The sequence below is a fragment of the Spirosoma sp. KCTC 42546 genome, from assembly GCF_006965485.1.
Classification (GTDB): Bacteria; Bacteroidota; Bacteroidia; order Cytophagales; family Spirosomataceae; genus Spirosoma.
On record NZ_CP041360.1, the window covers coordinates 6,843,617 to 6,870,383 of the forward strand.

The window sequence follows — 26,767 nt, forward strand, 5'->3', positions numbered from 1 at the left end:
AGCGTATGTTGATTTCTTTGTGTATAACTTTAGGTCGATAGTAGTTTTAGCAGGACTTCTACCCAAACAGTCCTGCTAAAAAACAGGTTTATTACTTCCAGAACCTGCGGATACATCTGCTTTTTGTTTGTTTCAATCTATGAATCAGCCTCTCGCTGCTCAGCCTATCTTACTCTTACCTGATGAAGAAGCGTTGTTACGGCGCTCCTACGACCAATTACAAACAGCGCTTAGTATAGGCCTTATTGCAACCTGGTTCTGGGATATTGGAAATGATCTGGTTTATGGTGATCGAAATTTATTTCAATTCTTTGGCGTAACCGAAACGCAGGAGCAGGCGGGATTGCCTCTTAATACATTTACGAATAACATTCATCCCGATGATCGGTCGCGAACTATAGAGCTGATTAATGAAGCCCTCCAATCAGGTACTACCTACGAAGCAGAGTATCGCATTGATGGAGAAGGGCTGAAAAGTCGTTGGGTACTCGCCCGAGGTCAGGCAACCTACAATGAACAACAACTACCGCTTTCACTTTCGGGCGTACTCATTGACGTAACCGATCGAAAACGGGCAGAAATCCGGTCGCAGGTTACCGAAACCAGTTTGCGATTAGCTGTCGAATCGGCCCGCATTGGCACCTGGGATTTCCATCCACTAACAGGCGAATTAATCTGGTCAGATCGCTGTAAAGAACTATTTGGTCTGCCTTCTACAGCAGAGATTAACTATACCGTGTTTTTGCAGGGTCTCCATCCTGATGATCGGCAACAGACTGATCAGGCAGTTCAGGATGTGTTACAACCCGACAGTAACGGATTTTTTATATGTGAATACCGAACGATTGGGTTCAACAATGGGCAACTTCGCTGGATTCGCTCCAACGGCCAGACGTTTACCAATAAACAAGGCGCAATTGAGCGATTTCTCGGTACCGTTGTCGATATAACTGCCGACAAGGAAAACGAAGTGCTTCTCCAGCAGCGTGTCCACCAGCAAACGCAGGCGCTGGAAATTCAGGCGCATCAATTGCGTACTACACTGGATGCATCGCTAAACAGCATCATCGCCATGACGGCAATTCGAAATGAAACGGGCACCATTGTCGATTTTATGATGGATACCGCCAATGAAGCCGTGATCCGAAGTAATTTCATGACTCCCGATCAGATAATCGGTCGTCGTTTACTAGCCGTATTTCCGGGAAATAAAGACAACGGCTTTTTCGATCTTTATATCCGTGTTGTTGAAATTGGGGCTTCGGAACAAAGCACCCAGTATTACCGGGATGAGTTTGGACTGGAAGGTTGGTTTGAGGTATCGGCCGTTAAGCAGGACAACGATAGTGTAGTAGTTACCTTTAACAACATTACTGAACGAAAGAAAGCAGAACTGTCTGCTCAGCAACAGTCGGCGGAGCTTAAACAAGCCAATGCTGAACTCAAACGCTCCAACGAGAGTTTGCAACAATTTGCCCATATAGCCTCGCATGATTTGCAGGAGCCCCTCCGCCGAATTCAGGCGTTCAGCGACTTACTGAAAGCGCAGTTTGCCGATAATCTTTCTGATGGTGAAACAGATATGATCCGTCGGATTCAACGGTCGGCGCAACGAATGCAAATGCTGGTTAAAGATTTACTCCTGTATTCCAAGCTCAGCACCCAGCGAGAACCATTTACAACGGTTGCCCTGACTACAGTTGTCGACGACGTTATCAGCGATCTGGAAATGAGCATCTCGGAAAAGAGCGCAACCATTGATGTAGGTGCTTTGCCAACGGTTTCGGGCAGTTCATCACGGTTGCGGCAGCTTTTTCAGAACCTACTTGTCAACGCGTTAAAATTCAGTCCACCCAATGTAGCACCAGTCATCCAAATCCGCTCCCGCATGGTGCAACACGACGAATTACCGACTCGATTGCAGGAACTTCACCTCTACCCTTTTTGGCTCATTACAGTTACCGATAATGGAATTGGCTTCGATGAACGTTACAAAGACCGGATTTTTACCCCTTTTCAACGGCTACATGATAAAACCACGTATAGTGGAACCGGCATTGGTTTAGCCATTTGCCAGCGAGTTGCCGAAAGTCATGGCGGCATGATGGATGTTACCAGCCAACCGGGCGAAGGCTCAACGTTTAAGGTATTTCTGCCTGTTCTGTAAGATGTAGATACGCCATATTTTGGAAATATGGCGTATCTACATCTTACAGAACAGGCACCTGATTACGCAGGAAAATGGTCTGATAATTTATAAAGGCTTGCGCAGCTGCCGAGATCACTTCATCAGGATGGGCTTCTCCCTCATACGTTAAGAATGCCCCAAAACGCTTCCACTGGAAACCCGTATCAGGCCCGTAACCCCGATAAAAACGAGCATGCGAAAGTAAGGGCTGAATGGCCGGATTGTTCTGTAGGAGCCGCCAGATAACTGTACCGCCCAGCATTGACCCTTCTCCTACGTAGGCCGCTCCCAGCAACGAAACCGGCGACCAGTCCATGAATAACTCTGGCATGTCCTGCGGCACAGGCTCGTTCAGGTGGGCTAAATCGTCCAGTAACCAGGGAGTTTTCCGGCGAGTTTCAGGCTCATACTCCCGAAAAAAAACGGGATGACGATCAATTGCGACTTCAAGTGCCTGATGAAACGTAAAATGGGTTCGGAGCAGGTGCGTGTACTCCTCAACGGAGAGGGTACCATGTTGTAATGCCTCTGTGTAAAACAGTTGTTCGGTTTGCTCGTGTAATAGCCGGGTATCGTGCCGCAATCGCTCTGGTAAAGTCGTCATTTATAATCCGTTCGGGTATTATTCTCTAACCAAAAATCACACAGTTTGCCAATTACACTACCAGTTGCCTGATAACTTCCGGGCTTCACCACATAGGCGTTAACACCCGCTTCGTAAGCTGACAGAATATCACGGGGGCTGTCTGAGGTGCTAAACGCGACGATGGGCACAAACCGGGTTCGGTCAATTGAGCGAGCCTGTTGAACCACCTCAACACCGCTCAGCCCATTCAGGTTTAAATCCAGCAAAACCAACTTAGGCAATGACTGGGGCTGGTGTTTATAACGGCCCTGGCCCGTCAGGTAGTCTACGGCCTCTGAACCACTTTCCAGAACAGTATACGTAAAAGGCCGATTCAGTTTCCGCATCAGGCGACCAAAAATATCCGCATCGTTCGGATTATCTTCAACATACAAAACATCAACCATGAGTTAGGAATGAGTTGGCAATGGAAATGAAACAGAAAATGTTGTACCCCGATCCGGTTCACTATGAAACCAGATTTTGCCCTGATGCCGATTGATAATCCGTTTAACAATTGCCAACCCAACCCCAGAGCCTTCAAACTCACGCGAATTCTCTAATCGCTTAAATAAATCAAACATCTTGCCAGCCTGCTTCATATCGAAACCAATCCCGTTATCGTCAATAGCATAAATAACCTCATCGTCCGTCTGCCGACCATTTATCCGAATAACGGCATTGGCTGCCAAACGAGTGTATTTCGCTGCATTACCGATTAGATTGGTAAAAAGCTGGAGAGCCATTGTCGGGTCAGCCGTTATGGGGGGCGTATCGCCAATATCAATCTGGATTGAACGCCCTTTGGTAGTCACCAGAATTTCTTCCCGAATGCCCTCAAGTAGTTGCTTCATATCGACCACTTGTGTGCTCAAATCGGTACGGCCCATCCGTGAGTAATACAGAATATGCCGAATCAGGCTCCGCATCCGGTCCGTTGAGTCAATAATTTTCTGAAACAGTGCCTGGGCGTCAGGGTTTAAATCCTGTCCATATTCCTCCAGCAGAATTTCAGAATAACACCGGATCGACGACAGGGGCGTTCGCAGATCATGCGATACGGTATAACTGAACGCATCCAATTCTTCGTAGGCTACCTGTAACCGCTGGTTCAACAAGCGAATCTCGTTGGCTTGCCGGGTCACAACCTGTAAAATATCCTCCCGCAGTTTTACAACAGCCCCTATTTCAACTTCATGCCAGGGGCTCGATGTGTTCCGCACAATCTGGGTCCAGGCCGCAAAACTTGTTCGGGGATTAATCCGCTGCTGTCCATCGGTAGTAACCGTTACTGGTTTATCGGGATTCCCAGCCCAGGTAACCTCCTGAATCTTTTCAGGTTTAAACCAGAATACGTACTCCGTCAACTCTCGCGACAATTCGATGGCCAATAAGCCTGAGGCTACATCTCGGAAGGCTTCGGCAGGCGGATATAGATTGGGAAGTTGATTGGTTTCCAGAAACGTTTCCGGATCTGTCATATGTACCCATTCGGCTAACCCGCGAATGGCGGCTTCGTCGGGTGTTTTCCCAAGCCGGTACACTTTGTCATTAAACAGCAGTGCAGCGCCAGTAGCCTCGGTTACATCGAGCACCGTAACGGTCGATTTAACGAGCGCCCGAACAACATCATCACTGAGAATCAACTGTTCGTGCAACTGCTGGCCCTTTTGGGTGTATTGAAGCAGGTTGGTCTTGTCTTCTTGATCCTTCCGAAATTCCAGCGCAGCCGAGAGTAACTGGCTTACAAATTTGGCTGCCTGTCGCGCCGGATAATCCACGAAACGGGGCGTCGTATTATGGCAAGACATTAACCCCCACAACTCACCCCGATACAGCAGCGAGATACTCATGGATGCCTGCACACCCATATTCTTAAGGTATTCGATATGAACCGGCGAAACGGCTCTCAATACAGAATGTGTAAGATCGAGCGGGCGATTTTCAGGCCAACCCAGCTCCGATAGAATACGCGACGGTGTGCTGGTTGCATCGGCAATCAAGCGTACCAGATTGACTTTATATAATTCACGGGCTTGCCTGGGAATATCCGAAGCTGGGTAATGCAGACCCAGATAGGGTTCTAACTCATCATCTTTAGCCTCAGCTACCACCTGTCCATGCCAGTCGGCCCCAAACCGGTACACCATTACCCGGTCAAAACCAATGATGGTTTTGACCCGCTGTGCGGTATTTTGCAGTAAATCGGTGAGGGTACGGCTAGATTGTACTTCTGTGAGTGATTGCGCAATTAGTTGCTGATTAATCAACAGATTTCGATCGTCCCCTATGGGCTCCCACTCCAGAAGAATAAGCCCAAGGTATTGATGTATAATCAGATTCCAGACTTTCCCATTCAGCGTTACCCGATTTGGGTTCATGGTATCCCAGGAATCGTTCCGGCAGCCTACGTTCAGCAATTCAATTAAGTTGCTCACGGGTAAGTCTGTATCCGTTAGCAACGTTTTGACGGACTGGCCCAGCAATTGAGTAGGTGGTATGCCAACCAGTTCAGCTATATTGGCACTGACATGGACAATGGTATACGTGTCGGACTGAATGGCTACTAAATACCCGTGTGACTGGATATGGCCGAGAATATGGATCGGTTCGCGCTCGCAGTTTGTCAGGTCAACAGCAAATGAATTCATTGAGTACTTTCAGGTGATTAAGTAACGATACAAGTTGATTAATTAACTGGCATCGGTACGTCAAGAGGTAGTAGCAACAAAGTGCAATATAAGCATACGAAAAGTAGGGTTGGATAAATTCTATTAACTGTACTACGCAGCAGGTGTTCAGATAAAATCAACTAAAACAGTATATGCGGGATATCCGATGCATTTAAAGAGGTAAGTAGAATTCGTTAGCAAAATCCTAATTTTTTATGCCAAATCAGATTTTGGTGGTTGGTAGTTCAAATACCGATATGGTCGTTAAGACCCAAAAATTACCAGCACCGGGCGAAACCGTACTAGGAGGCACATTTTTGATGAATCCCGGCGGAAAAGGCGCAAACCAGGCTGTTGCTGCTGCCCGACTTGGCGGACAGGTGACCTTTGTAGCCAAAGTGGGTACTGATATTTTTGGTCAACAGGCCGTTGCCGGTTTCAAGCAGGAAGGTATTAATACTACGCACATACTGACGGATAATGAACATCCGTCGGGGGTAGCCCTAATCAATGTAGATGCTGCCGGCGAAAACTGCATAACTGTGGCACCGGGCTCAAACGCTCATTTGCAAGCCAGCGAAACCGACGAAGCCCTGCAAACAACCTCTCCCGATACGCTGGTGCTCCTTCAACTCGAAATCCCACTGCCTACTGTTGAACATGTAGTAAAAAAGGCTGCTGAACGGGGCTTACGGGTTATTCTAAATCCCGCTCCTGCCCAACAGCTTCCCACGGCTTTGTTTCAACATCTGTTTCTAATCACGCCTAACGAAACTGAAGCCGAGCTATTTACGGGTATCCGCGTAACCGATTTGCCTACGGCTAAACAGGCTGCACAAAAACTGCACGAGTTGGGCGTTTCAAATGTGGTGATTACGCTCGGGTCAAAGGGGGCCTACTTATCTACCGGAACGCAGGATGAGCTCATTCCTACAGCAACCGTCAAGGCCATTGATTCCACCGCTGCCGGTGATTGTTTTAATGGCGCGCTAACCGTCGGCCTGGCAGAAGGCCAGCCGCTTCCCGATGCCATCGCCTTTGCCTGCAAAGCCGCTTCGATTTCGGTGACGCGTATGGGTGCCCAGGCGTCGATGCCAACGCGGGATGAGGTTGGGATCAAGTGATCTCGGGTTCTTCAACCCGACACCACAGCCTACCACCAATTACAATTATTCTTATTTGCCCCTAAAACCGGTTCATTCTCATGAAATTTCTCTACTTATCCGTACTTGCCCTACTCTTATCAGCAACGACTCCCCCGGTCAGGCCAGCCAAAAAGGGAGCACCACCTACCGTAACACTTTCTAAAAACACGATTCAGGACAAAATTAAAGGTGGCTGGGCAGGTCAGGTCATTGGCTGTACGTTTGGGGGGCCAACGGAGTTTCGATTTACAGGTACGATGATCAATGCCTACCAACCGATTCCGTGGTATGACGGCTATATCAAGAAAACGATGACCGATATTCCGGGCCTGTACGATGACCTCTACATGGACCTGACATTCGTTGACGTTTTTGAGAAAAAAGGCCTTGATGCACCCGTTGCCGAACATGCCAATGCCTACGCCAAGGCAGAGTACATGCTCTGGCATGCCAACCAGGCTGGGCGGTATAATCTCCTAAATGGGATGAAAGCTCCGGAATCAGGCCATTGGCTCAACAACCCCCACGCTGACGACATTGATTTCCAGATCGAAGCTGATTTCTCGGGACTGATGTCGCCCGGAATGCCCAACACAGCTGTACAGATTGGCGATCCCATCGGCCATATTATGAACTACGGCGATGGCTGGTATGGAGGTGCTTATGTGGGTGCCATGTATTCGCTGGCCTTTGTATCCAAAGATGTTAACTACATTGTCAAAGAAGCGTTAAAAACCATTCCAGCCCAAAGCACTTTCTACCAGTGTATTGCCGATGTCATTAAATGGCATGATCAGTTCCCAAATGACTGGAAGCGCACCTGGTTTGAAATTGAGCGAAAATGGGCCGACGAAGTAGGCTGCCCCGATGGGGTATTCCACTCCTTTAACATCGACGCCAAAATAAACTCCGCTTACATTGTGCTGGGCCTGCTCTACGGCGAAGGCGACTTCACCAAAACCATGGAAATCAGTACCCGTGCCGGACAGGATTCAGATTGTAACCCAGCTTCGGCGGGGGGTATTTTAGGAACTATGCTGGGCTATGACCAGATTCCAGCGTATTGGAAACAGGGATTGAAAGAAGCCGAAGATATCGACTTCAAATACACAACCATGTCGCTGAACGATGTGTACGCTATGAGTATGAAACATGCCTTACAGGTTGTTGAGCGCAATGGCGGAAAAATCAACGGCGATCAGGTAACGATTGCGCTACAAACCCCAAAAGCCGTTCGGCTGGAACAAGCCTTTACGGGCCATTATCCGGTTCTGGTACGCGGCATTCATAAAGAGATCGACGGAGAATACAGTTTCGACTTTGAAGGAACTGGTTTTGTACTCAAAGGCGAAGCCAAACCGAAAACCCGCAGCGCCTGGGACGCCAAAACGGAGTTCGTCTTTACAGCCGAACTCTCTATTGATGATAAGAAGATTGAAACAGCCAAACTCCCTGCCGATTTCACCCATCGTCGGCACGAGTTATTCTGGCGTTATCAACTTCCAAAAGGGAAACATACAGTACGCATTAAGGTCTTAAATCCTGATGCAGAGCATATTGTTCGTATGGGCGAGCTGATTGTGTACTCTGATCAGCCCGTTCAATCAAAGCTCCGCTAAACAGCTGGAACATACGCCATACATCCAAGATATGGCGTATGTTCCAGCTGCTTAGCGGAGCAACCATATAGCTTATGTCTTTTCGCTGGGTATCCTTTTTTCTTTTACTGGCGCTCTCAGCTTCGGCCCAGAAGCCAATCCCCCCCTCGTTTCATCCTGACCCGACTGGTGCGTTGAAAACCTATCAGGAAAGTTTGGCTAAACTTCGACTTCAACACCCAAATCACCGCGAACTACCTGATCTGAAGTTTTTTCTGTTCGGTATGGGCGATCGCCTAAAGCTCATTTATCGACGTGGGCGGCTCTTGAATGCGCTGACAGGTAATATTGAGGAGCAATGGCGGGTAAAACAGGAAATCATTGTCCCATCGGAGTACCTAGTACAATTGACACTGACCGACGGGCAAACCATTCAGCTACGGGAAGACGAAACAGGGGTGTGGTTACTCCAGACCGGCAGACGTCCCAAACTAATTCCAGGGACTCGTAGTCGCTTAATACTACCTACCTTTGCCAATCATCCATTGGGGCCGGTACTCCGGGTATTGCATCAGGAAATTCTGATCAATATAATTAATGGACGCCCTGTCCCGAATTTTCTGGTCTATTTTAAACCCCGCTTTCGCGATGCCGCAATCATGGCTATGGTGTTGCGGGAGACTAATAATCTACCCCTGATTCACGATTGGATCATGGCAATTCGCGATCCTTTCGACCGTACTAATCACGGAGTTCCCGAAGCCGATAACCTCGGAGAAGTATTGTTCCTCGTATCGCTCGTGTCCGACAAAACCCACCCTGCCGTACAAATGGTTTTGGATTCGGTCAGGCAGTTTCAGAAAGAGACGTATATAATCGGCAAAACGGATGATGCCGAACACCCTGTTTTTCAGACGAAATGGCTTAAGTATGGCCTAAAGTCACTGGGGTTACCGGATACTTACACGATTCCGAAACAGACTGATAGCTATTCGTCGCTCTTCTGGTTGGATTATAAACGGGAGCTCACTGGAGAAAAAAGATTCGAGGAGCGTTTGAGTGTCAACTCTCCCTACCTGGCCTGGGCAGAAGACCATTTTTATGGTGAAAAGCGCGGTATGGTCAGCAGCCTTGACTACCCGCTGAGTTGGGAACAACAAGCCAGTAATGCTCACTATCCTGGCCTGACGGTGCTCGATAAAGAGTTCGTGAAGCAGAAACTAGCCTTCCCCAACGCGTGGCACGCAGCAGAAATGTTCCTGTTACTTCTGGAGAAGTAAGGTTATGTTTTGTAGTACCGACCGTCCCGGTCGGTACTACAAATTCAGCGGGAACCGCCGATGGTAAGCCCTGCTTTAACGCTGTAATACGAGTTATCAGCGGTCATTGTCAGTCCCGACGTAGAATTCTTAACACTGGTATCGCCCACCAGATTATAGGAACCTTCTACGTGAAAAATTTTGACTTTAACGCCCACTCTAAACAAGCCACCGAGGTTGGTTGTAACGGGTATTGGGTACGAAATTGACGAATAGATTGGAGTGCTTTTATCGACATAATATACCCCTACGCCCGCACCAATATAGGGCCGAAAAGGTCCACTCAAATTAACAACGTAGTTTGCCGTTAACACCCCCGACATAATGGACTTCGCTTGCGATGGGAACGAAAGAGCGTTATCCAGATATTCTGTGCGCTGAACAAATGCCTGTTCAAAACGAAAGCCCAAATCCAGATTTTTAATAAACTTATCAAGCTCATACTGTGGCTCGATGCTGTACACAAAACCAGCTTTCGAAAAATCGTTTTTCGTTGCCTTATAGGTAGGGGCTGCATACCCGCCAGCAATAGTAACTTTAAATGGTTTGTTTTGGGCAAACCCGGCAAAGGAAATCTGTAAGAGGAAAAGAACGAATAATTTACGCATAAGATAGATTGGTTTGTTTTAGATGATTGCCAGAAGTCACGCTGAATACTCTGCAATCATTATCTATAGTCTTTACAGCCAAACTCCTATTTACGTTGCAAAAGGTGGGCTAAAAAGACTGGGACTAAATTTTAGCGCAATATTAGTCTGTTTTCATTTGGTTCTGCCAAGCCGGCAGGATTTCCTGCGTTTCTTTAACTGTCTCTTAATAAGAATCTGATAAGTGGCTTAATATGAAAGTTGCGGATGTAGAGATAATCTTCTATGCGGATGGCGTGCATAGTAGCCCGCATTGCCTCACGCCAACCCAATCCCAAAGAGTATGCATCAGGACCACGCCAGGCTATCTGCATTTTCCACAAATCACTTCTCAACCTCAAAGGCCAGCAGAACGTTACCGGGCATTTCGCCAAACAGTCCATAGCCCGAGTTGACAAACAGCATGCCAGCATCCACCACTGGCGCAGAGCCGTCAATTGACCCGCCTTTCCCCTCAATACCGTTCACGGTCTGATACACTTTCGCGGTATCATAGTCCCAGAGTATTTTGCCATCTGTTGTTGAATACGCCCGGATGTGTCCGTCCAATGTTCCGGCAAACACCAGCCCCGGAATAACCGTCGGCGCGGCTGAATTAGCCTCAATGCAACCCTTCTTTCCGTCGCAGGATGGTGCGGCTGTTTTCCAGACGATCTTTCCGGTTGCTACCTCCAGTGCAAACAGACCCGGCTCGGGCTTGATCAGCGAATCGACTTTAGGATTAATTCCGTATTTATTATCGGCGTTGGCGGCATATACATACTTACCGTCGGTGGCCATACCCCAGTGAATGCCACCCAGTGCCCCACCTCGGCCAATGCGGGTTTGCCAGAGGACCTTCCCATTATCGGGCGATAAGCCGTAGACGATACCCGCCTTCTGGCCAACCACCAAGATATCCTTCCCGGATGCTTGTTTTACCAAAATGGGGGCCATGCCAAAATCAAAATCGGGGCCTATTTTTTCAGGGCAGTTGGGATTCCCTGGACAGGCCAGATTCCAGGTATCATCTTTTGTCGACTGAAACGACCAGGCCAGTTTTCCGGTTTTGAGGTTCAGTGCCTGAATGGCATCGCTGGTTGTGGTCGATGGGCTGGTATAATTCTCCCCCGTTCCAAAATAAAGTAACCCGCGTTTGGCATCAACTGTGGGGCTACACCAGACAATGGCACCCGAAGGGCCGTAAAAGGGTTGCCCGTTTTTCTTTTTACCAGCCTCTTTTGCTTCCTCGGTAATTACCCGATGTCGCCAGACCTCTCTCCCTGAACGGGCGTCCAATGCCACAATCTCACCGGACGATGAACAGCAAGGGTAGCTCGGATCTAAAACAGAGACAACCTCGGTAGATGTCAGGGGAACATAAACCATATTGTCGTAAACAGCCACCGATCCCGTATTGCCCGATTGCGGGTGTTTTCCGGCTTTGCTTTCCCAGATCAGCTTGCCGGTTTTCACATCAAGCGCATAGGTATTGGTATTGTTATCGGCAAAAAAAGCATGGATTTCATCCTTCGTCTGCACAACCGAAATGGCACCTCGAACAGCCGCTTTTGCCAGAAAACGCCACCCAATTTTTCCCGTCTTTTTATGAATGCTGTAGACCTCCCCAAAATGGGTACCCGTAATAAGCCAGTCGGCAACGATAGCGGGTTTGCACCTAACCTGACTAACGTCTGGAAACGCAAACGCCCATTTAAGCTTAAGATTTCCGACGGTTGCCGGAGAAATACCCGCCTGCTTCTCCGACCTGAAACCGGTTCCTTCCAGATTACCACCCCAACCCGAATGATTTATCAATGAACCCTTGCCAGCAGGAAGCGCAAAGGAAGTGTAAGCTTCCTGGGGGATAACAACATCCTTCAGCGCCTTACTGGCCAACCACTGAGCAATGGCTTTTCGCTGATCGGGAGTAAGATCCTTAGCTTGGGTACGCATTTTACCAGTTTCTAGAGCAGCCAAAATAGCTCGTGGAGGCATTTGAGCCAGTACAAAATAGCCGGGTGCTCCTACCCCTGCTTCGGCTTTGTGGCAATTGTTGCAGGTAGCCATGTATAATTTCTGGCCTTCAGTTGCCACCGCCATATCTAGTTTTTGGGCAAAACTGTTGACCAACAACAACGAAAAAAAGGCAACGAGTATCCACAAGCCCTTAGCCCGTGCTGGTTCACAAAATTGAAAGGCAGTTTTCATCAGTTGCTAGTGGTTTAGTTGAGGAATTTACATAGAAAGGCTTGTTGTAGCGAAGCAAGCAAAATGCCAGTAACTGCCTTTCCATCAGTCGATCCGCAAAAGTAACGCGTCTGGCAGGGCAGGCATCTACTTTTGTGATGAACAACGGTCCACTAGAGATGAAGATTGAATTTGATAGGATGAATTGCTGCTGTACGTAGACTTTGTCACTGATTTGTTGCTATATTGGAACAACTACCGATCGGCCTTGTCTTCAATGTCCTACCTAACCCGTCAGTCACTCACACTAAGTCTGTTACTTATCTCTTACGGGTTACCCACCTGTGCCCAGACACCCGTACAGCAGCTTCATAAACTTATCGACAGCACCTGGGCTTTTCAACTTAGAGAGCATCCACTAACGGCAGTTTTTGTGGGGCAGAAAACCCAGATTGAGCAGTTGGGCGACTATACCGAGGCTTCTTTCGCTAAAGAAGCCGCATTCTACCGCCAACAGCTGAATCAACTCAATACCATACCCACTGAACCCCTTTCGGAAGTAGACCGTGTTAACGTTGAATTACTGCGCTATACGCTGGAAGAGTCCATTAGTAATTACGAGTTGAAAGCCTACTTAAATCCGCTAACGTCTGATTATGGTCCGCACATAGGTTTATCGTTTATTCCAAACTACCTGACCTTCCGTACGTCTGCTGATTATGAGAGCTACAGTAAACTCTTGCGCACATTTCCTGCGTATATGGGCAACGTGATTGCGATTATGCGACAAGGATTAAAAACCGGAATGACCGCTCCGAAGATCATCCTGAACGGGTATGAAATTACGTATCGAAATCATATCGTTACCGATCCGACCCGGAGCGTTTTCTATGAGCCGTTTTTACACTTGCCCGCATCAATGAGCAAGGAAGAACAGGCTCAGATTCAGCAGGATGGTCAGAAAGCCGTATTGGAAGGGGCGGTGAAAGGGTATCAGCTATTTGGCCATTTTATGGACACGGAGTATATCCCCGGTGCCCGTGCTACGCTTGCAGCCTACGACTTACCAAATGGCAAAGCGTATTATCAGCAACGGGTTCGCCATTACACTACTATCGACCTAAGTCCAGATGCCGTCCATCAGATGGGATTACGCGAAGTTGAGCGCATTCAGAACGAAATGCAGGCAATTATTACCCAAACTGGTTTCAAAGGCTCTTTCGCCGATTTTCTGAAATTTTTGCGTACCGATTCCCAGTTTTATGCAAAAACACCCGTCCAGCTGCTTAAGGAAGCTAGTTACATTGCCAAACAAGCTGAGAGTAAACTGTCTGCCTTTTTTGGTAAGCTACCACGTCAACCCTACGGAGTTGCCCCTGTACCCGATGCACTGGCACCCAAGTACACTAGTGGCCGTTACATTGGTGCTCCGCTCAACAGTAAAACACCAGGCTATTATTGGGTAAACACCTATAACCTGAACAGCCGTCCCTTATATACGTTAGAGTCGCTCACCCTTCATGAAGCCGTTCCGGGTCATCATCTGCAATCGGCACTGGCAAAAGAACTGGCCGACCTGCCTCCCTTCCGTAAAAATCTATACGTCGATGCCTTTGGCGAGGGCTGGGGTCTGTACTGTGAGTGGCTGGGAAAGGAGATGGGCTTTTATAAAGACCCTTATAGCGATTTTGGCCGCTTAACCTTCGAGATGTGGCGAGCCAGCCGATTGGTAGTGGATACGGGTATTCATGCCAAAGGCTGGACCCGTCAGCAAGTCATCGACTATTTGAGCACACATACGGCGTTATCGATACACGATTGCACCACCGAAACCGACCGGTATATCTCCTGGCCAGGTCAGGCGCTGGCGTATAAGATTGGCGAACTAAAAATTAAGGAAGTACGACAAAAAGCCCAGAAATCACTGGGCGAGAAGTTTGATATTCGCGCCTTCCATGATCTGATCTTAAGTCAGGGAACACTCACCATGCCCATTCTGGAGAGACTGGTGGATAATTACATTCAATCGGCCAAGTAGATATTTTGTTTTACCAAATGCTTCACGCAGGAGATAGATTAGTCTGCGCATGTCAGGAGTTGAGTCATTTAAACGCACCGTACAGCTACGATGCGTTTAAATGACTGCCGTTGCGGAAAGTTTATTCTGAACGTAAACTGTTGACCGGATTTATCAAAGCGGCTTTGATGCTTTGGAAACTCACTGTCAGCAGCGTAATTAGTAAAGCCCCGGCGCCAGACACCGCAAAAATCCACCAGGAGATGTCAGTACGGTACGTATAGTTCCCTAGCCATCCAGTTAGAAAGTACCAGGCCGTTGGGATAGCAACCCCCAGTGCAATGACGACCAGAAACACGAAATCTTTGGCGAGTAATCCCCACAGGTTCAGCACTGAAGCGCCCAGCACTTTGCGAACGCCAATCTCTTTGGTTCGTTGTTCGGCAATGAACGAAGCCAGTCCGAACAGACCCAGACAACTGATAAAAATAGCCAGCGTGGCAAAAAATGAAGCAAGCTTACTGATCCGTTCTTCATTACTGAATTTTTTAGCATACTCTTCATCCACAAATTTGTAATCGAATGCCGCAGAAGGAACTACTTTCTTGAATACAGCTTCGATTTTAGGCAGCGCTTCGTTCGCACTGACGGTTGGCTTGATTTTTATATCAATTTGGCTGGCAGCAGCGTAGTTCGCATCTAAAAAGAAAAATGCACGCTTCTCGGGCTCATAGGGCGAGTTCCTGACCATATCCTTAATCACACCAATAATTTGACGAGATGTTTTGCCGTCATAAAAGGTGATAAATTCTCCAATTGGCGGTCGGAATGCCGCACCACCGCCGTTGCGGTTTTTCAAACCAAGATAGTTAGCCGCCGATTCATTGATAATCATTTTCGTACTGTCTGTGGCAAACGATTTGGAAAAATCCCGACCAGCAAGCAACTGCCAGCCTACCACCTTACCAAACCCATACGACACATCGGTTATGGCAAAATCATCGGCTACTTCAGGATCTTTACCTTTCCAACTGAAACCACCCATATTGTTCCAAACAGCCGTTAGAGGGCTTGACGATAGCTCCATACCAGCCACCATACCTGTATTGAGTAACTCGTTTCGCAGCACATCCAGTTTGCCACCATAATTGGGATCATTTTTCGGAATGGTAATCAATCCTTCCCGATTATAGCCCACGGGGCGATCCTGGGCAAATTGAATTTGTTTGTAGACGACGATAGTGCCGATAATCAAAACAATCGAAACAACAAATTGAACAACCACCAGAATTTTCCGAGGTAAAGCCGCAAAACGTCCTAAGCGAATGGTGCCTTTCAGGACTTTCACTGGCTGAAACGCAGACAAGTAAAACGCAGGATATGCGCCCGCTAAAAAAGCGGTAACAGCAATAAATGCCAGGCTGATTAGCCAAAAAGGTAAGCTTTCGACTGGCAACGATAATTCTTTGTCTGCTACTTGATTAAACCAGGACAGAGTAAGTGAAATCAGTACCAATGACACCACAAACGACAACACAACCACCAGGAACGATTCGCTTAAAAACTGCTGAATGAGTTGAGTTTTCAACGAGCCAATGGCTTTCCGAATGCCTATTTCCTTGGCTCGCTTTTCACTCCTGGCGGTACTCAGATTCATAAAATTGATACAAGCCAATAGCAAGACAAAAAGGCCAACAACACCAAAAAGCCAAACAAACGTGATGCGCCCACCAGCAGGCCTTCCATTTTTAAATTCCGAATACAAATGCCAGTCCTTCATCGGGTACAAAAAAACCTCATACTTGTATTTGGCCGCCCGCTGAGCCATTTCTTTTGGCGTACTTTTCTGAAAAAAATCGTTGATGCGGGCATTGGCTGTCTCGAGCGAAACATTGGGCTGCAGCTGCACATAAATACCGAATGAACTGTTGCCCCAATCGTTTTCGTTTTGTTTAATCCAATCATTTGACGCAACCCATAAATCCCAGGGCGAAAAAAACTGCACTTCGCCAAAACGATTATTCCGGGGTATATCTTCATAGACGCCCGTTACGACCACATCGATACGGTTATCAATTTTTAGGCGTTTATTGATCGGGTCTTCCTGACCAAACATAGCTTCCGATGCTGATTTTGACAGCACAATCGAGTGAAGCTCTTTCAACGATGCATAGTTGCCTTTGACCATTTTCAGCGAAAGCATTTCCAAAGCACCCGCTTCAATAAATTCGCCTTTTTTGGGCATTTTTTTATCCTCAGCCGAAAGCGTATATTCTCCAACCCACCAGGCCATCAAAATGTGCTTGAAATAGTGATGGTAATGCCGTTTTAAAGCGGCCCCCATCGGAAATTGTTGCGCATCTGTTCCGTCTGTTTTTTGGATATTTGGATCTGTATACAACCTCCTCACCTGGGCAATGGAATCATAATTTTTATGATACTGGTTAAACGAAAGTTCATCGTACATCCAAAGCCCAATGAGCATCGTCACAGCCATGCCCATCGCAAGCCCCGAAATGTTGATGAATGAGTACCCCTTGTTTTTGGCGAGGTTCCGAAAGGCGATTTTGAAATAATTACGTAGCATGTCAGGTAAGGCGGGTTGAGTATGTTCAGAAATGGGTTTGCCAGTAGCCCGGACAGACCGGAGCGATTGATGAAAAAATGGGGTTAAGCAGTGTAGCACCGCCCAGCCGTACTCGCGCCGGGCGCGGGCCAGACCTACCTGCTCAACGCGCTTATGGAATACTTCCTGCAAATCCCCCTGCACGTACTCCAATAGGTGCGGGGCCACGAACCATTCCAGCAGGCGATCAGCCCACCGAGGGGTTCGTGAGTCAGAGTGGGGAGGTTCGTTCGGGTTAGATTGCTTTTTCATAGCCCCAGTAAGTCAAATTTTCCCTCAGGGATGCTCTGCCAGAGCTGGTTGCGCATCTGCTGAATCTCCAGGAGTACCCGCCCACCGGCCGCTGTTAAGGCAAACAACCGCTTACGCCGTCCTCCACGCTCGGTAGTTGCCCCGCCCACGGAGGACGACAGAAACCCTTTTTCTTCGAGTCGATACAGGGTGGTGTGTACCGCACTGACAGTGAAGCTCCGGCCTGTCTGGAGTTGAAGTTGTTCCATAACGGGCACGCCATAAACCTCTTCGGTGCTGGCGGCCACTACCAGCAACACCAGTTCTTCCAATTCCCCCAGAATAGTCTTTTTCATAAGCGTGGCTGCATGCTTGATTAGATACAATATCTTAAATCAAATCTGGTGCCAGAATTAAAAAAAGCGTCTTTAGAGCAAAACCAGCTTGGTACTAGTAAAAACGATGTCCAGAAACGGACGAATCATTGTCCATGATTGGACAAGATTAAGGGGGGAATTTTACTCTCTGACCCTATTGACTATAGGCAGAATGTAGCCATATCCAGTAGCCAGAATGAGCCTATTAAAACTCCTGTTAAAGCCTGCAATCTTGCCGAAATAGGAAGACACAAGTTGTACCCATAATTCGTCAACTTAAACTTGGCTACACCTGAGCCGCAAGTATATGCAGCTCTACTTAGCGGAAATAATCAGCACCAAGCCCAGTACATAACAGAATCCCATCAGCACTAGATAGCGACTTGACAGCGTGGGCGCTCCCCGAAATTCGTGCCAGATACACACACCCCACAAAACAGCGATGATGGTTGCTCCCTGCCCCAGCCCATAACTGATCGCATAACCAGCCGCCCCCGATGCCAGTAAGCTCGATGCCATACCCAGACACCACACCATGCCACCCAGCATCCCGATGCGATGGTTGCGTCGGCTCACATCACTATAAAAAATATCGCCGTCGGCAGGTTTGCTGGCAAAGCGACGCAGGATGGGCAGGAATAATGGCGTACTGACGACAACTCCCAGGGCAAATAGAACCAAGGCCGTATAGGGCGTTAGCAGACCCGACGCAGGCCTGGCGAAGTCCGTTGTCATGGATTTAGCGACGAAGTAGAAAAAGAAACTCATTAGAAACCCGCCTACCAGCGAAGCTACCAGCCCTTGCGTACTAACCGATCCATCTTTGGCTCCTTTTGCCCGATAGGCCATTGCACTAAATACAACCGCCAGAAATATGGAAAAAACCCCACCCGACAACAAGCTAACATTGCCTATCGGCGATAGAATATAATTGACTACCACACCCAAAATTAAGGCCAGCCCAATTCCAACGGGCATGGCTACTGATAATCCTGCCAATTCAATGCCCACCACGATAAGTATATTGGCGATATTAAATACGAAGCCACCCGCCAATGCATACAACAGACTTTGTGTATCGCCCTGTTTAATATCACTCAGAAACGATCGTCCCGAATCACCAAAGCTGCCAAATGTAAAGGCCAGGATCAGGCTCAACAGTAAAATTCCGTAGGTATAATCGCGGTAAAAAATAGTGGTTGGTACTGATTGAGTGGCCAGTTTTTGTGTGTTGGCCCATGAGCCCCAGCAGAGCATTGTCAGGAAGCAGACAACAACAGCTACTGGGTAGTACGTGATGATAAACATATAAGGTTGAAGTGTTTAGGCAAGGAGTAGCGCAAGCTACGAAATATACATAGTATGGCAAAATGCTAACTCAATCGAAAATCAGCACAAAGAATAAAGTTCCGACTGGCGGTTGCCTACCTTTGTATCCATGAATTACATCTATCTGTTCTTTGCCTTCATTGTCGGTTTAGCCATTACTGTTCAGGCGGGCGTTAATGCCAATTTGCGTCAGGCAATGGCTAATCCTATTCTGGCCGCTATTATTTCGTTCGGTTCCGGATTTATAGCCCTGGTACTGATGTTTCTGGCTACCGGCGGGTCAACTCCTTCATTCGAAACGATAAAGCAGATTAGCTGGTGGAAATGGACAGGGGGCGTTATGGGTGCTATTTACATGATCACGGTTATCGTGAGTGTGCAGAAAATAGGAACGGCGAATATGGTCAGCTTAAGCGTAGCGGGGCAACTATTAGCAGCCCTCATTCTGGATCATTATGGCCTACTAGGCTTTTCGATTCACCCGGCCAACACCTGGCGGTTACTCGGTGTCGGACTGATCATTGCTGGGGTACTGCTGGTGGTGAAAAATTAATGGATAATGTAAAATGGATAATGGATAACGATTGATGAGAACAAGACTGTTGACTCATTGTTCATTCTACATTACTCATTGTTCATTACTCATTATGCCAATCAATTACCGCTTCTACCCCTCGCTGCTAAACACGTTCTCGCGCTACTTAACAGGGGGAAACCTTTCAGTACATGAGTTGATCGACTCCATCAATCGGGTTCCTACACCAACCACGGCGGCTCAGGAGCGGGGCATCTCCTTTGAAGAAGCCATCGTAAAGGGGACCAACGAAGAGCGGTTCAACGCTGAGATTGTTGCCAAAGTCCGTAAACTTCTCCCTCGCCCCATTGTCGATACGCAGGTGTTTTGCCAATGGGAAATTGACGATGTGCTGTTCTATGGCTATGTCGATCTGATTGGCAAATTCAAAGCCGTCGACCTAAAAACAACAGCTTCCTACCAGCCAGGACGCTTCGTACATAACCACCAGAATCTATATCTGCACGCGCTGAAACGGAAAGGCATCAAACTGATGGAGTACGTCATTACAGATTTTAACGACGTCTATGTAGAAAGCTACGCCTTAACGCACCCTATCGACAGACAGTTGGAGGAAATTCGACTATTCAAGGCGTTTCTGGATGAACACCGGCCACTCATCACGGATAAAAAGATATTTGTCGCTCCCGGTGAGGATGCCGATGCGGGCCGTAGACGATACTAGTTCGCTCGGTTTCGTTGTACCTTGCGTTCATGCTTCAGCAAACGCTCCATCTCTATCAACGGGCTTATCGGGGACTATCGCCATCGGTATGGTTACTGGCGGGTGTGATGCTCATTAACCGCTGTGGCACCATGGTATTGCCGTTCATGACGCTTTATCTCACGCAGCATCTCCATTTTTCGGTTACAGATGCGGGCATTGTTATGGCCATTTATGGGGCTGGCGCTTTTGTCGGCACATTCCTCGGCGGGCGCTTAACCGACCGGTTCGGCTTCTACTACATTCAGTTAATTAGCCTGATTTTTGGTGGACTGGCCCTGGTACTGCTCCAGTTTGTTGTGAATTTTTATGCTCTTTGTGGGAGTGTATTTATTTTCACCTTATTTGGCGATGCCTTCCGGCCCGCCAACCAGGCTGCTATTGCCCACTATTCCGACTCGGAAACACGTACTCGGGCCTTCTCGCTCAATCGGTTGGCAATTAACCTCGGCTGGGCAGTTGGCGGAGGATTGGGTGGCTGGTTAGCCAGCATCAATTACAGCCTTCTCTTCTGGGCTGATGGACTGACCTGTTTAGTAGCGAGCCTGGTGCTGTGGTTGTATTTACCTGATCCAGCAATAGCCAGAAAGGTTAACGAAACAACGATAGTAGCCGTAGATGAAGCCGGTTTGCCAGATAAAAGTCCTTACCGGGATACGCTATTCGTTGGCTTTGTGGTTTGTGCCGCGCTATATTTTGTGGTATTCATGCAGTTGTTTTCGATTGTGCCGCTGTTTTTCAAAGAAGTGCTACATATGACTGAGCGCCTGATTGGCAGCCTGATGGCACTCAACGGCATCATCATTGTGGTGGTCGAAATGGCGTTGGTTTATAGTCTTGAGCAGCAAAAACGGTCGAAAATCAACCTGATTATAATGGGCGTTATGCTGACATCAATATCCTATATCGCGCTCACAATACCGACCATTAGCGTATTTTCTGGATTACAAATCGCCCTGCTATTCATTGTATTGGGTACGCTAAGCGAAATGCTGGCCATCCCCTTTATCCAGTCATTTTCGGTTGAGCGATCTACTCCGGCAACCCGAGGTCAATACTTAGCTTTATATTCAATGGGTGGCGCACTTGCCCAAACTACAGCCCCGGCATTTGGCTCACTTATAGTGGCAAATTTCGGATTCACGACACACTGGCTGATTTTAGCCGGAATTGGCCTGGTATCAGCAGGTGGTTTTTGGTGGCTGGGGAAGAGCTATAGTAATGAAATGCTGTTGGAGCAGTAGACTAAAAACAATCAATACGACACTTTAAGACGAATCAATACCTAGTCGCAAAATCAAATGGAAAACTGTCCAATTTGTTTCACTGAGCTTGAAATTAGAGAGTGCGCTCCGTGTTATGATTGTGGATGGGATATACCAACTGAACTTGAGCATTTAAGAGAAGGTCGTCATACTTATGCTGTTTATGAAGTTATTGCGGACTTAAGAATTACATTATGCAACACTTGCGCAGTCGACTTTAGTAGCTATACATCAGAATATTTTGGCTTTCAGAATGCCCATCCAATATCTCTTAAAAATTTATCTTTTATAAAGGATATTCGTAATCCACAGTCAGAATTCGACAAGTTCTGTCCCACCTGCAATCGTAGATTTAAGTTCTTGAAATTTATGCAATCAATACGAGAATGGGCCCAATCTATAGCAGATTAAGAGGTCGCTTTCAATACCAATAATACATCTGAGTTAATTGAAAGATTGTCTCCCAAACTTTCTTTACGACCTTTGTAAGCGTCAATGAGCGGGCTACTTTTCGCTCTTTCACCCTTTCGCACTTTCGCTTTGAAACTCTGGCAAAAAGAAGGCGTTACTACCGCCGACCAAATAGAACGCTTCACCGTCGGGCGCGACCGTGAAATGGATCTCTACCTCGCTCCGTTCGATGTGTTGGGCAACCTTGCTCACGCGCAAATGCTCGAAACAATTAATCTGCTGACTAAGGCCGAATTAAGTCAGTTGACAGCTGAATTGAAGAAAATATACCAGCAAATTGACGCCGGGCAGTTTGTGATTGAAGAAGGGGTCGAAGATGTTCACTCGCAGGTTGAATTGATGCTCACACGAGCGTTAGGTGATACGGGAAAGAAAATTCACTCGGGCCGGTCGCGCAACGATCAGGTGCTTGTCGATATGAAGCTCTTCACCCGCGACCGGCTCTGGCAGGTAGCCGAGAGCGTGCAGCGCGTATTCAACCGACTGGTGAGCCGGTCCGAACAACACAAAGATGATTTAGTGCCGGGCTATACGCACCTACAAATTGCGATGCCGTCATCGTTTGGATTGTGGTTTGGCGCGTATGCTGAAGCCCTGGCCGATGATATGCTGACGCTTCAAACGGCCTATCGGCTTGCCAACCGAAATCCGCTTGGTTCAGGCGCAGGCTATGGGTCTTCGTTCCCGCTTAACCGAACCCTTACAACTGAATTGCTGGGCTTCGAAGGCATGCACGTTAATGTCGTATACGCCCAAATGAGTCGGGGTAAAACCGAACAAACGGCACTGACCGCACTCGCTGCCGTAGCCGCCACGGTCTCGCGGATGGCCATGGATATTTGCCTGTACAACAGTCAAAATTTCGGTTTCCTGACTCTACCCGATGGCCTGACGACCGGCTCCAGCATTATGCCGCACAAGAAGAATCCGGATGTAGCCGAACTACTGCGGGCTAAAACCAACCGCATGAAAGCGCTGCCGATGGAAGTAACGCTCGTCATGAGTAACCTCCCTTCTGGCTATCACCGCGACATGCAGTTGCTGAAAGAAATCCTGATGCCTGCTTTCGACGAAATCCTGGATTGTCTGAGCATTACCGATTTCATGCTCGAACACATTCAGGTCAAACCCAATCTGCTGGATGATCCTAAATACGATCTGTTATTCAGCGTCGAACGGGTAAATGAGTTGGTATTACAAGGCGTGCCTTTCCGTGAAGCCTATCGAACCGTTGGGAAGGAAATTGCCGAATATACCTACCATCCACCCCGCGAATTGCATCACACGCACGAGGGCAGTATCGGTAATCTTGGCAATGATCTGATCAGCGAGGCAATGGAAAAGGCAATGGCTGGTTTCGGGGTAAACAAAGCACAACTGGCTATTGAGCAGTTATTGGCCTGAACGAGTTAATTGTGTAACTTTCCTAAAAACACAGAACGCTATGATTACATCAATCGAAACCGTTCAGCCACACGGTCGGTCCGAGAGTGCGGTGGACTCGCCCGGCGTGGACTCGCCCGCCATTCCTGAATCGCTTATTTACGAGATACTCAATGGGCGCCCATTGTATTACAAGGGGTATCGGGATGTGGTGGCAGGGACTCTTAAATCCGAAGACCTTATGGGAAGTAGTGATTTACAAGCTATTTTGGTATCACTTATCAATACGCATATTACTGTCAATCGAGACAAAAAACGGTACATTACAGCTACAAACGAGTCAGGTTTGCATATAGCCGTTGGGGATAATCTGTCTGCCGATATAGCCATATTTGAAAAAGCAAAACTATCTAAACTTAAAGGCAAGTATTTTGATATAGCGCCAAAAATTGTGATTGAAGTCGATATCAAAATCGATCTGAATGCCATTGGCAGCGACGTAGCGTATATTTCCGAAAAAACACAGGAGCTATTCGATTTCGGTGTTGAGCGAGTGTTGTGGGTGTTATCCAGTATTCGCAAGGTCATTATTCTTCATCCAAATCAAGATTGGATAACTACCGATTGGAGCAACGATATACTGGTCATGGAAGGCTGCGTTCTCAACATCAAAAAACTCCTGGATGAGGAAGAAATTTCGTATTAACGATAGCTCAGATAATCAACAAAAAAGGGGGATCATCACGCAGATGGTCCCCCTTTTCTATTAACTACTCCACCCGATACGCAACCAGACTATTCTTGTAAAACGTGGGAACAATCAGTAGTTTTTTCCTGGCGATGTAGTCAATATCCGCCGAATTGATTTTTGCTTCACGTGTATCCAGCAACTGTTCTTTTGTACCGTCGGCACTGATGTGAAAAATCTGTCCGTTCCAGTCCGAAACAAAATAGTTGCCTTTGCCTTCGGCTACAATACCATCTGTATTAGCCATGCCGTCGGCTAGTTTCGTTATCGCTTTTGTAGACAGATCTACCGATTGCAAGGCCCCGATTTTAGTGCTCCCAATCAGGAGTTTATCCTTGCCAACGGCCAGCAGTCCGTTGGGCTTATTAAGTTGTTCGCCTTCCATAAAAATCTCCCATTTACCATCCTGCAGGCGGTAGATTTTGTCGTTTCTATTATCGGAAACGTACACCGTTCCATCTTTTGCTACCGTTACGTCATTTAAGAAACTGTCTTTCCCAACAGCATCCCAGGTTTTCTCGGCCTGCCCATTTTCGGTATTGATACAAACCAGGCGATACACATCGGTTACATAAAGCTTATTTTTATAGAGCCCCATTCCTTTAGGAGCGTTCAGTCCCGATGTCCAGCGCAGGTTTTCGATTTTACCATCCAGCGACACTTTAGAAATGAAGCCACTTCCATCAAGATCGCCAGGTTTTCCATCGATATTGGCTACATAGATCGTACTTTTTCCATCGTAAAGAACAGATTCAGGTGTACGGAGCGTCGTATCCGTTTCCCATACTTTCACCAGTTTCATAGGTTTCGGCTTAGCAAGTGTAGGTGTCAACGCGAGTAGGCCAATGCTGGCAGTTGCTATAACGGCCCAAAATGTAGATTTCTTCATCTTCTATTGATTATCAATTAATTGAAAAAAAATTAGTTGTAACATGCCGGGTTAACATGCGCCTTATAGCGAATACATAAAAGGTACAATATGACTTTTCTAATTGTCTACCAATTTTCTATGCTAAAAGGGAAACAATCTGAAATCGAGGGTGTTTAAAATCCTGCACGCTAAAAAAATCAGGTTATGGAAAACTACCAGTCCCTCGCTTCGCAGGTGCAAACACCAGTCGGGCAAGTCAAACTCAAGGAAAGCATCCGCGATATGATCCGGCTGCAACGTGATTATCAACTTTCGGACGAATTGTTCTGGGAGGTGTTTAACACGCGTGTGCTGCTCAACGAACAGATTGATGTGAATGCCTTCCTCAGCGATCTGAATGCACCCGTTGCTGTAGCTTAACGTACGGTACCGGTTGCCTGCCTGCTCCCAACTATCCGACAATTGACCGGTAGCTGGGAGCAGGTTTTTGTTTGGTGATTAGCCCTGATCAGCTCAATCGCACTGCGAACAATTCCTTTGATTTGGCATAGACATACCCAACTACAAACAGGGTAACCACACCACCTAACGCCACCGATGGAACTGTACCAAGCAATCGGGCCAATAAGCCCGATTCAAACGCACCAATCTCATTCGATGAACTAACAAAAATACCATTCACAGCAGCCACACGCCCACGCATATGGTCGGGTGGAAAAATCTGGAGAATCGTCTGGCGGATAATCACGCTCACGCTATCGAACGCACCAGTCAGTCCCAGCATGAGCAGGGATAAATAGAAGTTCGTAGAATATGAAAACACAATCGTGGCCACTCCAAATCCGGCCACCGACAGCAGCATATTTCGCCAGGCATTGTGCGTTGGCGGATGCTTTGTCATATAGGCCATAGTTAACAGAGCGCCGATTGAGGGAGCGGCTCGTAGAAATCCTAAGCCCTCGGCCCCCACTTTTAGAATATCTTCGGCAAAAACGGGCAGAATAGCGACTACACCCCCAAATAAAACGGAGAATAAGTCCAGTGAAATAGCATAGAGTACAATCTGGGTTTTGAAAACAAACCGAAATCCTTCTTTCAGACTTTCCCGAAGACCCAGAACCGGTTCGTTGCTAACAGGCACGGGCTTCCGGTCGATTAGGGTAATGAGCACATAACAAACTACCAGCAGCGCAATGACTACAATCAAGGAGTTATCGAACCCAACCCAGCTATATAAAAACCCCGCCAGCCCCGGCCCAACAATAGCGCCTGCCTGCCAAAACGAGCTACTCCAGGTTGCGGAGTTCGCATAGAGTTCACGAGGAACCAGAAATGGTTTTAACGACGAACTGGCTGGCGAATAAAATCCCTTTGCTGTGCCAATCAGCATCAGAACGCCGTAAATAGTGGCTAAACGAGCCGTTTGCGACAAACCCGACACAATAGATGGCTGAAAAACTAAATACAGAATTACGGAACCAAGGAGAATAACCAGCAGGCTCCACTGTAAAATGCTTTTCTTATCGCGCCGATCGGCCAGGTGCCCCCCAAAAAGGGATAAAGCAATAAAAGGTATCGCTTCTGCCAAACCTACCAAACCCAGCATGAGTGGGTCATGAGTAATTTTATAGAGTTCGTAGCCCAGTGTAACTTCCTGAATCAGCAAGGTGGCTGTAATCAGAAAACTGTTCAGAACGAAGTAACGAAATTCAGGAATTCGGAGGGAGGCAAAGGTGTCGTTAGTCGTTTGTTGACCCATAATCACACGAACCGTAGATTTACGGCTAC

Annotated in this window: 21 protein-coding genes; 11 read left to right on the forward strand and 10 right to left on the reverse strand. The window is 47.5% G+C overall.

Features of this window, described 5'->3' with window-relative positions:
- The first annotated feature begins 139 nt into the window (after positions 1 to 139).
- Positions 140 to 2,167, forward strand: coding sequence for a PAS domain-containing sensor histidine kinase (locus EXU85_RS27960; RefSeq protein WP_142775246.1), 2,028 nt, complete (start codon positions 140 to 142; stop codon positions 2,165 to 2,167).
- A gap of 43 nt (positions 2,168 to 2,210) precedes the next feature.
- On the opposite strand, the gene EXU85_RS27965 is transcribed toward EXU85_RS27960, so the two are convergent.
- From EXU85_RS27965 to EXU85_RS27975, 3 genes are read right to left on the reverse strand one after another with little or no spacing between them, the layout of a single operon-like run.
- Entirely contained in the window at positions 2,211 to 2,792 is a 582-nt protein-coding gene (locus EXU85_RS27965; protein ID WP_142775247.1) for a biliverdin-producing heme oxygenase, read from the reverse strand.
- On the reverse strand, positions 2,789 to 3,220 hold the full coding sequence (locus EXU85_RS27970) for a response regulator (protein ID WP_142775248.1): 432 nt from the start codon (positions 3,218 to 3,220) through the stop codon (positions 2,789 to 2,791). Before EXU85_RS27970 ends, EXU85_RS27965 begins: the two co-directional genes overlap by 4 nt.
- Before the next feature lie 3 nt (positions 3,221 to 3,223).
- Complete coding sequence (locus EXU85_RS27975) at positions 3,224 to 5,464, reverse strand: ATP-binding protein (RefSeq protein ID WP_142775249.1); 2,241 nt, start codon at positions 5,462 to 5,464, stop codon at positions 3,224 to 3,226.
- A gap of 236 nt (positions 5,465 to 5,700) precedes the next feature.
- Here EXU85_RS27975 and rbsK point away from each other — a divergent pair, with 236 nt between their 5' ends.
- The 3 genes from rbsK to EXU85_RS27990 all read left to right on the forward strand — a co-directional run bounded on the left by rbsK (position 5,701) and on the right by EXU85_RS27990 (position 9,508).
- Positions 5,701 to 6,609, forward strand: coding sequence for a ribokinase (gene rbsK / locus EXU85_RS27980; RefSeq protein ID WP_142775250.1), 909 nt, complete (start codon positions 5,701 to 5,703; stop codon positions 6,607 to 6,609).
- Between the two features lie 80 nt (positions 6,610 to 6,689).
- Positions 6,690 to 8,249: an ADP-ribosylglycohydrolase family protein gene (locus tag EXU85_RS27985; protein ID WP_142775251.1), complete on the forward strand. Its 1,560-nt coding sequence runs from the start codon at positions 6,690 to 6,692 to the stop codon at positions 8,247 to 8,249.
- 74 nt (positions 8,250 to 8,323) lie between these two features.
- Complete coding sequence (locus EXU85_RS27990) at positions 8,324 to 9,508, forward strand: hypothetical protein (RefSeq protein WP_142775252.1); 1,185 nt, start codon at positions 8,324 to 8,326, stop codon at positions 9,506 to 9,508.
- Between the two features lie 44 nt (positions 9,509 to 9,552).
- Here the strand turns inward: EXU85_RS27990 and EXU85_RS27995 are convergent, their stop codons facing one another.
- Together EXU85_RS27995 and EXU85_RS28000 are read right to left on the reverse strand one after the other, a co-directional pair.
- A complete protein-coding gene (locus EXU85_RS27995) occupies positions 9,553 to 10,155 on the reverse strand; it encodes an outer membrane beta-barrel protein (RefSeq protein ID WP_142775253.1) in 603 nt (200 codons plus the stop codon).
- Positions 10,156 to 10,518: 363 nt separating this feature from the next.
- A complete protein-coding gene (locus EXU85_RS28000; RefSeq protein ID WP_246859272.1) occupies positions 10,519 to 12,384 on the reverse strand; it encodes a PQQ-binding-like beta-propeller repeat protein in 1,866 nt (621 codons plus the stop codon).
- A 256-nt stretch (positions 12,385 to 12,640) separates the two neighbouring features.
- Between EXU85_RS28000 and EXU85_RS28005 the strand changes: the two genes are divergently transcribed.
- Complete coding sequence (locus EXU85_RS28005) at positions 12,641 to 14,401, forward strand: DUF885 family protein (RefSeq protein ID WP_142775254.1); 1,761 nt, start codon at positions 12,641 to 12,643, stop codon at positions 14,399 to 14,401.
- 121 nt (positions 14,402 to 14,522) lie between these two features.
- On the opposite strand, the gene EXU85_RS28010 is transcribed toward EXU85_RS28005, so the two are convergent.
- The 3 genes from EXU85_RS28010 to EXU85_RS28020 form a co-directional block, all read right to left on the reverse strand.
- Positions 14,523 to 17,258 (reverse strand): ABC transporter permease, encoded by a 2,736-nt coding sequence (locus EXU85_RS28010; RefSeq protein WP_142775255.1) that lies wholly within the window; start codon positions 17,256 to 17,258, stop codon positions 14,523 to 14,525.
- Complete coding sequence (locus EXU85_RS28015; protein WP_142775256.1) at positions 17,255 to 17,593, reverse strand: PadR family transcriptional regulator; 339 nt, start codon at positions 17,591 to 17,593, stop codon at positions 17,255 to 17,257. Before EXU85_RS28015 ends, EXU85_RS28010 begins: the two co-directional genes overlap by 4 nt.
- A gap of 336 nt (positions 17,594 to 17,929) precedes the next feature.
- Complete coding sequence (locus EXU85_RS28020) at positions 17,930 to 18,922, reverse strand: GRP family sugar transporter (RefSeq protein ID WP_142775257.1); 993 nt, start codon at positions 18,920 to 18,922, stop codon at positions 17,930 to 17,932.
- A gap of 130 nt (positions 18,923 to 19,052) precedes the next feature.
- Between EXU85_RS28020 and EXU85_RS28025 the strand changes: the two genes are divergently transcribed.
- The 5 genes from EXU85_RS28025 to EXU85_RS28045 all read left to right on the forward strand — a co-directional run bounded on the left by EXU85_RS28025 (position 19,053) and on the right by EXU85_RS28045 (position 24,066).
- Positions 19,053 to 19,496 carry a DMT family transporter gene (locus EXU85_RS28025; RefSeq protein ID WP_142775258.1) on the forward strand — a complete coding sequence of 148 codons (444 nt, stop codon included), beginning with the start codon at positions 19,053 to 19,055 and terminating at the stop codon, positions 19,494 to 19,496.
- 94 nt (positions 19,497 to 19,590) lie between these two features.
- A complete protein-coding gene (locus EXU85_RS28030; protein WP_142775259.1) occupies positions 19,591 to 20,202 on the forward strand; it encodes a hypothetical protein in 612 nt (203 codons plus the stop codon).
- Between the two features lie 29 nt (positions 20,203 to 20,231).
- Positions 20,232 to 21,485, forward strand: coding sequence for an MFS transporter (locus EXU85_RS28035; protein WP_142775260.1), 1,254 nt, complete (start codon positions 20,232 to 20,234; stop codon positions 21,483 to 21,485).
- A gap of 561 nt (positions 21,486 to 22,046) precedes the next feature.
- Positions 22,047 to 23,381 (forward strand): argininosuccinate lyase, encoded by a 1,335-nt coding sequence (gene argH / locus EXU85_RS28040; protein WP_142775261.1) that lies wholly within the window; start codon positions 22,047 to 22,049, stop codon positions 23,379 to 23,381.
- A gap of 40 nt (positions 23,382 to 23,421) precedes the next feature.
- The gene (locus EXU85_RS28045; RefSeq protein ID WP_246859273.1) at positions 23,422 to 24,066 is read left to right on the forward strand and encodes a Uma2 family endonuclease; all 645 of its coding nucleotides are present in this window, start codon (positions 23,422 to 23,424) and stop codon (positions 24,064 to 24,066) included.
- A gap of 64 nt (positions 24,067 to 24,130) precedes the next feature.
- Here EXU85_RS28045 and EXU85_RS28050 read toward each other — a convergent pair whose 3' ends face one another.
- Positions 24,131 to 24,997 (reverse strand): SMP-30/gluconolactonase/LRE family protein, encoded by an 867-nt coding sequence (locus EXU85_RS28050; RefSeq protein ID WP_142775262.1) that lies wholly within the window; start codon positions 24,995 to 24,997, stop codon positions 24,131 to 24,133.
- A 186-nt stretch (positions 24,998 to 25,183) separates the two neighbouring features.
- Here EXU85_RS28050 and EXU85_RS28055 point away from each other — a divergent pair, with 186 nt between their 5' ends.
- Positions 25,184 to 25,399: a hypothetical protein gene (locus tag EXU85_RS28055; protein ID WP_142775263.1), complete on the forward strand. Its 216-nt coding sequence runs from the start codon at positions 25,184 to 25,186 to the stop codon at positions 25,397 to 25,399.
- An 88-nt stretch (positions 25,400 to 25,487) separates the two neighbouring features.
- On the opposite strand, the gene EXU85_RS28060 is transcribed toward EXU85_RS28055, so the two are convergent.
- Positions 25,488 to 26,738 carry an MFS transporter gene (locus EXU85_RS28060; RefSeq protein ID WP_142775264.1) on the reverse strand — a complete coding sequence of 417 codons (1,251 nt, stop codon included), beginning with the start codon at positions 26,736 to 26,738 and terminating at the stop codon, positions 25,488 to 25,490.
- Between the last annotated feature and the right edge of the window lie 29 nt (positions 26,739 to 26,767).